Raw genomic sequence first — 8509 nt, 5'->3', positions numbered from 1 at the left:
GTTATGGTAATTAGGCGGTGTTACAATGGCGGTGATGAATGAACTCAGGATTGTTTTTATGGGCAGCCCCGAATTTGCCCTTACTCCGCTTAAGATGCTCCTTGTCGAAGGATACGATATCTGCGGGGTTTATACCCAGCCTGACCGTCCGGCCGGGCGGGGGCGTGAGCTTTGTCCTCCCCCGGTAAAGGCACTGGCACTGGAACACGGACTGGCGGTTTACCAGCCCCAAAGCCTTAAGAAACCTGAAGATCAGGCAGTCTTAAGTAAGCTTAAGCCGGATGTAATAGTAGTGGCGGCTTACGGCCTTATCTTGCCCCAGGCGGTGCTTGATATACCCATATACGGGGTCTTAAATATCCACCCCTCCCTGCTCCCCCGTTACCGAGGGGCAACCCCGGTGGCTGCTACCCTGCTGGGGGGTGACGAATGGGCTGGCGTTTCCCTGATGAAACTGGAAGCCGGGCTGGATACCGGGCCGGTCTATTCCCGTTCCATGGTCGCTGTCCGCCCGGAAGATACCACACCTCTTTTGGCTGACAAACTGGCCTTTATCGGCGGCTGTCTGCTTTTAGATTTATTAAGCCGGATTCCCTTTTTGCCCCAGCCGGAGCTTCAGGATAATGCAAAGGCTACCTATTTCGGTATGGTCACCAAGGACATGGGGCAGGTAAACTGGCAGACTCCGGCAGCGGAAATTGAACGGCGGGTAAGGGCTTTTTTCCCCTGGCCGGGTGTTTTTACTTTATATAATCAAAAGACCCTGAAAATACTGGAAGCAAGCCCCCAAAATCTGGGTTTGGGCTTACAGCCGTCTCAGGTCAGGGTTTATGAAGGTGACAGAATAATGGTCGGCTCAGCTTCGGGAGAGCTTGAGATAATCCGGCTTCAGCTGGAGGGCAAAGCCGCCTGCTCTGCGGCAGATTTCCTGCGCGGTCAGCGCCACTTTGACGGGGCTTATCTGGGGGTTTAGCAAGCCCGCTTCAGCTGGCGGGCTAAATAAGTCACCTGGCACATTTCTTCCAAAGCAAAGGTGTATTTCAGGGCTTCTTCAATAGTTTCCCCTATGGCAAAGCTGCCATGCCCGGCTACTACTATAATCTTGCGATTTTCAAGTGCCTGGGCTGCTTCTTCCGCCATACCGCCGGGGTGAACCCTCTCCCCGAAACCGATAACCGGTATAGCCCCCATACAATAAAGTCCCTCACCGCAGTCCGGTATTATTTCCGCCTTAAGCAGGGAAAGGGCGGCCGCATACGGCGGGTGGGCATGGACTATGGCTTTGGCGGAAGTGCGGCGGTAAATAGCCCGGTGTACCGGCAGTTCACTTGAAGCAAGTGGGGTAAACTGGTCATCATAATCTATACCTGTAAGTATCAGGTCTGTTTCGGCAAAGAGGGGCAGCGAACTGCCTGTTCTGGTTATGTAAAGCTTGTCCTGCTGTCTCTGGCTAAGGTTGCCGGAGTGCGAAGAAACCAGCCCCCTGCTGAAAAGCAGTTTTCCGGCCTGTATAAACCAGTTCAGGGTTTCAGGGGGTATTTGTCTATTCAAAGCCGGCTTGTCCCCTAATCCATCTGGCGGATTACAGCTATAACCCGCCCCTGTATTTCAACATTATCCGGCTGGGTATATATGGGCGGCATAGTGCGGTTGGCCGGTTGCAGGCGCACCCTGCCCGGTTCCATATAAACCTTTTTCAGGGTGACTTCTTTCTGGTCTTTCAGCCAGACAGCAGCCGTTTCGCCGTTGTCCACTGTTTGGGTGTGCTGCATTATTACCAGGTCTCCATCATTTATCAAATCTTCTATCATGGAGACGCCCTTAACCCGCAAAGCGTAGATATTCTCCCGGCCGCGGGTAAGGTCTTCGGTCACCTCTATATTTTCGTCAGAAGTGACTACCGCAAAGCTGTCTGATTCGGGAACGGGTATGGGGATGCCGGCGGCAATCTGGCCGATAACCGGTATGCTTATACGCCCTTCTTCGGTTTCTTCCGTGCCCACCAGCTCAATCCCGCGGGATATCTCAGCCTGACGGCGGATAAGCCCCATTTTCTGCAGGATTTTCAGATTATAATCAACCACAGAGGTAGAGCTGATATTACAGCCGTTTACAATATCCCGTATGCTGGGGGGATATCCGTAACGGCGGCGGAAACGGGCAATAAAATCTATCATAGCCCGCTGTCTGGTGGTCAGTTTCAAAGTCAACTCTGTCCCCGCATAAGAACACTTGTTCTACATAATAAATCAAAAACACCTTCCCTGTCAATACACAAAGGAAGGTGAAAAACGCAAATAAAAAGCGGAGTTATTTAGCGGCTTGGTTGAGCTTTTTCATCAGGCGGCTTTTGCGGCGGGCGGCGTTTTTGGGGTGAAGAATGCCCTTTTCGGCAGCCTTATCTAAAGTGCTCTGAGCGGACACAGCAGCGGCTTCAGCTTCGGTTAGCGAACCGGCGTCAACCAGTTTCTTGACCTTGGTCAGGCTGGTCTTTACCTGGCTCTTGGCCCGGCGGTTCTCCTGACGGTTGGCATCTGCTACGCGCAAAGCTTTTTCCGCAGATTTTGTGTTAGGCAAGTGAGTCTACCTCCAATAAAATGTACCTATGGAATATAGCAAATATGCAATCCAAATGCAACCGCAGGCACACCGCCTTTATCGGCTGGGATATTTCTGTTAAAATATAATATATTTATGTAACCTAAGGAGCATATCATGTTTTTGTATCTGCTGTTTATGCTGCCTCCTCTGGCGCTGATGCTGTATGCCCAGTGGCGGGTAAGCAGTTCTTTTAAAAAATATTCCAAAGTGGGCAATCTGGCCGGTCTCAGCGGTCTTCAGGCGGCCAGACGGCTGCTGGACGAACATGGGCTGGGAAATGTTCAGGTGGAGCTTACCAAGGGCAAGCTTTCAGACCACTATGACCCCAGAGCCAAGGTACTCAGGCTGTCTCCCGAAGTAGCTAATACCGCTTCGGTGGCTTCTATAGGTATTGTTGCCCATGAAGTAGGCCATGCCGTTCAGGACAGGGAGTTTTACGCCCCCCTGAAAGTCCGTAATTCCCTTTTCCCGGTTGCCAGTTTCGGCAGTCAGTTCGGTTTCATTCTGGTACTGGTGGGATTGTTCCTTTACGGCTTCTCCTTATCATTCGGGCTTCCGGTTGCCTGGGCGGGGGTTGCTTTATTTGCGGTGGCGGTAATATTTTCGCTCATTACCCTGCCGGTGGAGTTTAACGCTTCCAGCAGGGCCATGGCTATGCTTAGCGGCGGCTCACTGGTTTCAGTCAGAGAGTCAGCTGGGGTCAAAGCAGTATTGGGTGCGGCAGCCCTTACTTACGTGGCGGCTTTGCTTCAGGCGGTAGGCCAGCTGCTTTATTTTGTGCTTATACTGGTAGGGTTCGGGCGGAGAGACTAAATATTTAATCCGACGCTTATCCATTCAAAGCCCCGCCCCAAAAGCGGGGTTTTTTCTTGTCAAGCCAAGGGTTATAAACGTATAATCACACCAGTAGTCTTAGGGGGTATGCCATGAAACAGCCGCAAGACCTGCGCAGTTTTGAAAGTTTGCAGCAGATTCTGCATATGCTTCGCAGTCCGGAGGGGTGTCCCTGGGACAGGGCGCAGACCCATAAATCCATGCGGGACAGCCTGCTTGAAGAAACCTATGAAGTGCTGGAATCCTTGGACGCAGAAGACACGGGGCGTTTTTGTGGTGAGCTGGGTGATTTGCTCCTCCAGATAGTTTTCCATGCTGAAATCGGCGCTGAAGCCAAAGAGTTTAACATGGGTGATGTGATAGAGGCTATAAATACCAAGCTTATCCGCCGCCATCCCCATGTATTCAGTCAGTCTAAATTTACGTCTCCGGCTGAAGTTCTGCATAATTGGGAGGAGATTAAAAAGACTGAACGCGGTCATGACAAGCCCATGCTTTCCGGTGTACCCAAACAGCTGCCGGCTCTGAGTTACAGTCAGGAAATACAGGGACGGGTGGCTAGAGTGGGTTTTGACTGGAAAGAAGACGAAGGGGTGCTGGAAAAGCTGGGAGAAGAAATAGCCGAATACAGCTCTGCCCCTACCCTTTCTGAAAAAGAAAAGGAATTCGGGGATATACTTTTTACCCTGGCCAATTATGCCCGCAGACAGGGTATAGATTTGGAGTCTGCCCTCAGGGGGGCGAACAAGCGTTTTTACAGCCGCTTTGAACACATGGAAGAGCTTTGCCGGAACACGGGCAAAGATATATCTAAACTGAGCTTTGCCGAACAGAACGAACTCTGGCAGGCGGCTAAAAAGAAAGAAAACGGGGAAAAAGCAGATTAGAATGGTCGGGGCGAGAAGATTCGAACTTCCGGCCTCAGCGTCCCGAACGCTGCGCGCTAACCAGGCTGCGCTACGCCCCGCCAGATTTACTATTATAGAGACAATTGCTTATAAGGGCAACTTGAAGCTAAAGCAAGCAGGGGTTAAATAAAATGAAATATTGCGTACTTATTACTGACGGTGCTTCCGGCTGGGGGCTTAAGGAACAGGGCGGTAAAACCGCACTGGAACTGGCCCGCACCCCCAATCTGGATAAAATGGCCAAAAACGGCTTTATGGGCCAAAGTACCAATGTGCCGCCTGGAATGGAGCCTTCGTCTGCCTGTGCCTGTATGTCCCTGCTGGGGTACGATCCCGAAATATATTACAAAGGGCGGGCGGCTATAGAAGCTGTCAGCATGGGGGTAGATGTTACCCCTGATGAAGTCGTTTTCCGCTGTAATCTGGTGTCTGTAATAGACGGCAAAATGGCCAGTTACTCGGCCGGGCATATTTCCAGCGAAGAGGCTGCCGAACTGCTTGAGGCAGTAGCCAAAGAGCTTGGCAGTGAGCGGGTAAAGTTTTACCCCGGGGTAAATTACCGCCACCTGCTTAAACTAAAGGGCATGGGTGATACGGCCAAAGCGCTCTGCACCCCTCCCCACGATATTTCCGACCATGAGGTATCCCCGTATTTGCCGCAGGGTGAGGGCAGCCTTATATTAAACCAGCTTATCAGCTCCTCCCAGCAGATACTCAAAGACCACCCGCTCAACCTCCGCCGCCAGAGTCAGGGCAAACTGCCGGCAAATTCCATCTGGCTGTTTTGGGGCAGCGGTCCTATCCCGCCCATGCCTTCTTTCAAAAAGGCTTACGGGCTGGATGCAGTTTTAAATTCAGGTGTGGATTTGCTGCGGGGGCTGGGTATTATGATGAATATGAAAATACTGGAACTAAACGGCATAACAGACGGCCTTAACAATGATTTTTCCGGCCAGATGCGGGGCGGCCTTTTGGCACTTGGAGATAACGACCTGGCGGTAATCCATGTAGAAGCGCCGGATGAAGCCGGTCATGCCGGCAGCCTGGCAGATAAAGTAAAGGCAATAGAGCTTATAGATGAGCTTATGGTTGGCCAGCTTCTGGCTTATCCCGGAGATATACGGGTGCTGGTTATGCCGGACCACCCTACCCCGCTTGAACTTAAAACCCATGTGGCAGAGCCGGTACCCTTCCTGATGTGGGGCAAAGGTTTTGCCTCTAACGGTGTCTACCGCTTTACAGAGAAAGAAGCGGCTAAAACAGGTATAATATTTGAAAAGGGCTGCAATCTGATGCAGACTTTTCTCAAGTAGATTTAGTTAGAGGTAGATAAATATGCCCAGAGAAGATGACAGATACCGGAACGCCATGTACAACGGGCATCCCCCGGCCTGTACCTGTGTGGATTGCACCCGCAGGCGGCTGGCTGGAAATGCCCGCCGCAAGAGCGTGGAACGCAGCCTTTTTACCTGGATTATAGTCGGGGCGGTGGTTTTGGTGATAATCATGTTTGTTCTTTGGTGGGGCAGCCGCGCCTGAGCCTTTTATTTTCAGGCTAAAGGTTTATAATATAGGACAAAATCCGGCTTTTAAGCCTGCGCAGTCAACAAAACGGACAGGCAAAATATAAACAGATTGTTTGGGGTTTAGTATGGCAATTGTAGTTCATAAATACGGCGGCACTTCGGTTGGTGATGCTGAAAGAATTAAACACGTAGCCAAGCGGATTATTGCCGCCCGCCAGAAGGGCAGCGATGTAGTGGCGGTGGTTTCGGCTATGGGAGACACCACAGATGACCTGATTGCCCTTGCCCACAAGCTGAATGACTGTCCCGAACCGCGGGAAATGGACGTTTTGCTTTCTACCGGTGAAATAGTCTCCAGCACCCTGTTGGCTATGGCGCTTAAAAACATGGGGCAGGATGCGATTAGCCTTTCAGGCCAGCAGGCGGGTATACGCACAGATTCGGCTCATTCAAAAGCCCGAATCACCGGCATTGACCCCAAGCGTATTCATGAAGAGCTGGACAAAGGCAGGGTTGTCATCGTGGCCGGTTTTCAGGGTATTTCGGACTGCCAGGATATTACCACCCTGGGGCGTGGCGGTTCTGATACCACTGCGGTTGCTCTGGCAGCTAGTCTGGGTGCCAGCAGATGCGAACGTTATACAGACGTGGATGGCGTTTATACCGCTGACCCCCGCCTGATACCGGATGCCCGGCGTCTTTCGGAAATCAGTTATGAAGAAATGCTGGAACTCTCGTCTTACGGGGCAAAAATAATGCACCCGCGGGCGGTGGAAATAGGTCAGGTGTACAATATACCTATTCTGGTAGCTTCCAGTTTTAATGAAAATCCCGGCACACTGATACAGGGAGGGGAAAATATGGAAATACGAAACAAGGTCAGCGGTATAGCCCATGATTTTGAGGTTGCCAAGATAACCATACTAGGGGTGCCTGACAAGCCGGGCATAGCGGCCGGTCTTTTTGCACCTCTGGCCAAAGCCGGAGTCAGCGTGGATACAATAGTCCAGAACTCCAGCCAGGACCATATAACAGACCTCACCTTTACAGTAACCAAGTCAGATTTGGGCAAGGCGCTGGAGGTTATAGGTCCTATTGCCAAGGAAATTCAGGCCAGAGAAGTGCTGAGTGATTCCAAGATAGGTAAAGTCAGTATTATCGGTACGGGTATGTTAAATGCCCCCGGTTATGCCGCCCGCATGTTCAAAGCTTTGTCAGATGCCGGTATAAATATTTTGCTAATTTCCACTTCGGAAATTCGCATAACCTGCATTATAGAAGAAGACAAGGTAAAAGATGCGGTAAGGGCTATACACAAAGCCTTTGAGATGGAAAAAGACTAGAGGTTTCAAAGGATATAAACGAAAGATTTAATCTGTATAAAAAGAGAGTGGCTGCTTTAGGCAGCCACTACTTCTTTGACTTCGGGTATTTCGCGCTTCAGGATACGCTCAATGCCGTTTTTCAGGGTCATTGTAGACATGGGGCAGCCGGCACAAGCGCCAACCAGTTTTACTTTTACTACTCCGTCCACAACATCTACCAGTTCAACATTGCCGCCGTCGGCTTCCAGGGCCGGTCTGATTTTATCCAGAACGGCTTCTACTTTTTCCAGCATTAGTAGCTCCTTCCAGCAGTATAAAAATTATTAAAACACCTATAAATTACAGTACCATAGCATAGAAATGGTGTCAATTTGCCCGCCTGAAAAGCGAATTTTTAAGCTATTTGGAGTATAATAACCAGATAACGGGTTTCTCATACTTGTAGACGGGTTTAGCATACAGTAAAATAACTACTCGTTTAGCAAATAACTAAAAATGAGGAATCTATGGCATATCAAGAAGAGGAACAGCTAAGACTCAAGCGCCAGAGCAGTAAACAGGCTGTAAGTTTAGCCATGGAAGGACGCTGGCAAGAGGCGGTGGAGGTTAATAAAAAAATTATTGACCAGTTCCCGAATGATGTGGAAGCATTTAACCGTCTGGGGCGGGCCTATCTGGAGCTGGCTATTTATCCGGAGGCTATTGCTGCCTATACCCGTGCCAGAGAAATAGATCCTTATAATGTAATAGCTGAAAAAAATCTGCACCGGCTGGAAGTACTCAGCAAGGAAAATACAACGGCTGGGCCGGTCATTCACCGGGTTCAGCCCCAGGATTTTCTTGAAGAAATCGGTAAAGCCGGGGTAATAAACCTGACCCGTCTGGCTCCCAAAGGGGTACTGGCCAGAATCGTAGCTGGTGACCAGCTTTGTCTGCGGATAGACGGTGCGAATCTGTGGGTGGAAAACTGCGGCGGGGAAGTGCTGGGTATGGTTGATATACCTACTTCCAAGCGGCTGATAAAACTGATGAAGGGCGGCAATAAATATTCAGCCACCGTCATCAGTTCCAATGAAGAAAAACTGGTGGTTATTATCAGGGAAACCTTCCAGCATCCCTCGCAGATGGGTATACCTTCATTCTCGTCCAGAGGGCTTTCCAAGAGCTCTGCCGGCACCGAGCCTGATGAGAGTGACAAGGAAGAAGGCGGATACGAGATAGAAGTAGATGAAACTGAACTGATGGCAGAAGAAGCTGAGGCTGAAAGCCAGACATATACTGATGATGAAAACGAGGGTGATCTGGAGGTTTAGAA

Annotated in this window: 11 protein-coding genes and 1 tRNA gene; 7 read left to right on the top strand and 5 right to left on the bottom strand. The window is 50.4% G+C overall.

What is annotated here, in order from left to right; genetic code table 11:
* The first annotated feature begins 25 nt into the window (after window positions 1-25).
* Window positions 26-973: a methionyl-tRNA formyltransferase gene (fmt, locus tag UCH007_RS07765; RefSeq protein WP_046961500.1), complete on the top strand. Its 948-nt coding sequence runs from the start codon at window positions 26-28 to the stop codon at window positions 971-973.
* Here fmt and UCH007_RS07760 read toward each other — a convergent pair.
* The 3 genes from UCH007_RS07760 to rpsT form a co-directional block, all read right to left on the bottom strand.
* Window positions 970-1551 carry an aldolase gene (locus tag UCH007_RS07760; protein WP_046961499.1) on the bottom strand — a complete coding sequence of 194 codons (582 nt, stop codon included), beginning with the start codon at window positions 1549-1551 and terminating at the stop codon, window positions 970-972. The two genes, fmt and UCH007_RS07760, sit on opposite strands and share 4 nt — an antisense overlap.
* A gap of 14 nt (window positions 1552-1565) precedes the next feature.
* Window positions 1566-2210 carry a transcriptional repressor LexA gene (lexA, locus tag UCH007_RS07755; RefSeq protein WP_012882749.1) on the bottom strand — a complete coding sequence of 215 codons (645 nt, stop codon included), beginning with the start codon at window positions 2208-2210 and terminating at the stop codon, window positions 1566-1568.
* Window positions 2211-2310: 100 nt separating this feature from the next.
* The gene (gene rpsT, locus UCH007_RS07750) at window positions 2311-2577 is read right to left on the bottom strand and encodes a 30S ribosomal protein S20 (RefSeq protein WP_010937308.1); all 267 of its coding nucleotides are present in this window, start codon (window positions 2575-2577) and stop codon (window positions 2311-2313) included.
* A 138-nt stretch (window positions 2578-2715) separates the two neighbouring features.
* Here rpsT and UCH007_RS07745 point away from each other — a divergent pair, with 138 nt between their 5' ends.
* A complete protein-coding gene (locus UCH007_RS07745; RefSeq protein WP_046961498.1) occupies window positions 2716-3414 on the top strand; it encodes a zinc metallopeptidase in 699 nt (232 codons plus the stop codon).
* A gap of 113 nt (window positions 3415-3527) precedes the next feature.
* Window positions 3528-4322 carry a nucleoside triphosphate pyrophosphohydrolase gene (gene mazG / locus UCH007_RS07740; protein WP_046961497.1) on the top strand — a complete coding sequence of 265 codons (795 nt, stop codon included), beginning with the start codon at window positions 3528-3530 and terminating at the stop codon, window positions 4320-4322.
* A 2-nt stretch (window positions 4323-4324) separates the two neighbouring features.
* Here the strand turns inward: mazG and UCH007_RS07735 are convergent.
* Window positions 4325-4402, bottom strand: a tRNA-Pro gene (locus tag UCH007_RS07735).
* A 72-nt stretch (window positions 4403-4474) separates the two neighbouring features.
* On the opposite strand from UCH007_RS07735, the gene UCH007_RS07730 reads away from it, so the two are divergent.
* From UCH007_RS07730 to UCH007_RS07720, 3 genes are all read left to right on the top strand, one after another.
* Window positions 4475-5656, top strand: a complete 1182-nt coding sequence (locus UCH007_RS07730; RefSeq protein WP_046961496.1) for a cofactor-independent phosphoglycerate mutase — start codon at window positions 4475-4477, stop codon at window positions 5654-5656.
* A gap of 22 nt (window positions 5657-5678) precedes the next feature.
* A complete protein-coding gene (locus UCH007_RS07725) occupies window positions 5679-5882 on the top strand; it encodes a hypothetical protein (RefSeq protein WP_012882745.1) in 204 nt (67 codons plus the stop codon).
* A gap of 112 nt (window positions 5883-5994) precedes the next feature.
* On the top strand, window positions 5995-7212 hold the full coding sequence (locus UCH007_RS07720) for an aspartate kinase (protein WP_046961495.1): 1218 nt from the start codon (window positions 5995-5997) through the stop codon (window positions 7210-7212).
* 56 nt (window positions 7213-7268) lie between these two features.
* Here the strand turns inward: UCH007_RS07720 and UCH007_RS07715 are convergent, their stop codons facing one another.
* Window positions 7269-7487, bottom strand: coding sequence for a NifU family protein (locus tag UCH007_RS07715; protein ID WP_012882743.1), 219 nt, complete (start codon window positions 7485-7487; stop codon window positions 7269-7271).
* Between the two features lie 213 nt (window positions 7488-7700).
* On the opposite strand from UCH007_RS07715, the gene UCH007_RS07710 reads away from it, so the two are divergent.
* Complete coding sequence (locus UCH007_RS07710) at window positions 7701-8507, top strand: tetratricopeptide repeat protein (protein ID WP_023652950.1); 807 nt, start codon at window positions 7701-7703, stop codon at window positions 8505-8507.
* Window positions 8508-8509: the final 2 nt, after the last annotated feature.

The organism is Dehalococcoides sp. UCH007 (genome assembly GCF_001010485.1).
GTDB classification, from domain to species: Bacteria; Chloroflexota; Dehalococcoidia; order Dehalococcoidales; family Dehalococcoidaceae; genus Dehalococcoides; species Dehalococcoides mccartyi_A.
Note: the sequence above shows the minus strand (reverse complement) of the source record. Positions and strands in the feature narration are given on the sequence as shown.